General features: G+C 64.2%; 2 protein-coding genes. One reads left to right on the top strand and one right to left on the bottom strand.

Annotated elements, in window-relative coordinates; all coding sequences use genetic code 11:
- Positions 1-286 (top strand): ATP-binding protein (locus B7Z76_RS16085; RefSeq protein WP_291345268.1); only part of this gene is annotated, 286 nt, incomplete at its 5' end.
- 62 nt (positions 287-348) lie between these two features.
- On the opposite strand, the gene B7Z76_RS16080 is transcribed toward B7Z76_RS16085, so the two are convergent.
- Positions 349-1643: Tn3 family transposase (locus B7Z76_RS16080; RefSeq protein ID WP_291345266.1), on the bottom strand; the 1295-nt coding region annotated here is incomplete at its 5' end.

The raw sequence follows: 1643 nt of genomic DNA, 5'->3' as shown, positions 1-1643 counted from the left end.
GCAGACCGGTGCAGAATTGCTGTTCGAGGTATTCAGCCAGCGGCACGAGCGCGGCTCGACCATCGTCACCTCGAACCTGCCCTTCGAGGATTGGACGAGTGTTTTTGGCGCCGAACGGCTGACCGGCGCGCTGCTCGATCGTCTTACGCACCACGTCCAGATCCTGGAGATGAACGGCGAAAGCTACCGCCTGAAGCAATCCCGCGCCCGGCGCCGGAAGGGTATCGAAAAGGCCGGTGACGAACCGCCTCATGATCCAGAGACCGGCGAAATCAACGACAGCTGATACCACCGCCAAGCAGGCTGCGGATATGAGAACGGCCCCTGCAGGGGCCGTTCTCATATCCGTCACGTCACAATCCAGTGGCTGGTTTTTACGCCGCCACGCCGGCCTGGTTTTGATCCGCCGTTGACAGTCGTGTCGTGGATTGGCCTGAGAGGTCGCAATCCGGCATGGTTTTCCGTCGATTTCTGATTGGCGCTCCAGATGTAGTCGCCGGTCAGGTTCACATGCTCCCAGCCGATCGGCGAGAGATGCGTGAGGAGGGTTCCGGGCACATCCTCGACCTGGCGTAGGGCCTGTATGGCTTGCGCGAGATAGCGTGTGTTCCAGAGGATGATGGCGGTGACCAGGAGGTTCAGGCCGGAGGCTCGATGTTTCTGGTTTTCAAAGGTCCGGTCGCGGATTTCGCCGAGCCGGTGAATGAAGACGGCGCGGGCCAGGCTATTGCGGGCCTCGCCCTTGTTGAGTTCGTGACTGCTTTCACGGCGCAGTCCCGGATCTTCCAGCCAGTCGAGGGTGAACAGTGTGCGCTCGAGACGTCCGAGCTCGCGCAGCGCCGCGGCAACGGCGTTCTGCCGTGGATAGGCGGCGAGTTGCCGCAGGATCACCGACGCAGACACTGTGCCGGTGCGGATTGAGGTGGCAATTCTCAGGAGATCGGGCCAATGGGCGCGGATCAGGTCGACGTTGATGCGGCCGGCGATCATCGGCGCAAGCGTCGGATAGGCTGCCGGCCGGGCAAAACTGTAGAGGCGCCGGTCCTTGAGATCGGGAATTCTCGGCGCGAACACGTATCCGAGCAGGGCGCACAGGGCAAAGACATGATCCGACACCCCGCCGCCATCGGTATGGTGCCGGTGCTGACGTGGCGGCGCTTCGCCGTGATGATCGAGCAGGCCATCGAGGACATGCACGGCCTCGCTGGCGGTCGCGGCGATCACCCTGGTGTGGAACGGTGCATAGCGATCGGAGAGATGGGTGTAGAATTTCAGCCCCGGTTCAGGGCCGTAGTGCGCATTGATCCGGCTCGCATCACGGCCGGAGCCGCCGGCGCGGAAGAACTGCCCGTCCGAGGATGAGGCGGTTCCAGACCCGAAGAGGGCGGCGAGCGGCTCGCGGTTCTGATGCTCGACCAGGCGGCGCAGCGCCAGGGCGTAGGTCTCGTCGCGGATGTGCCAGTCAGCGGTCCAGGCGAGCTGGCCCAGACTGGCGATGCTGCAGGCTTCCGCCATCCGTGTCAGGCCGAGATTGAGGCCATCGGCCAGCAGCCCCGCCATCAGGACCCGGGGATCAGCGGCGGTTTCGCCGGTGCGCAGATGGGTGAAGCAGTCCGGGAAGCCGGTCCAGCCGGCCACTTCCG

The sequence above is a fragment of the Acidiphilium sp. 20-67-58 genome (assembly GCF_002255515.1).
Classification (GTDB): domain Bacteria; phylum Pseudomonadota; class Alphaproteobacteria; order Acetobacterales; family Acetobacteraceae; genus Acidiphilium.
The sequence above is the reverse complement of the archived record's forward strand: the minus strand, read 5'-3'. Positions and strand labels throughout refer to the sequence as shown.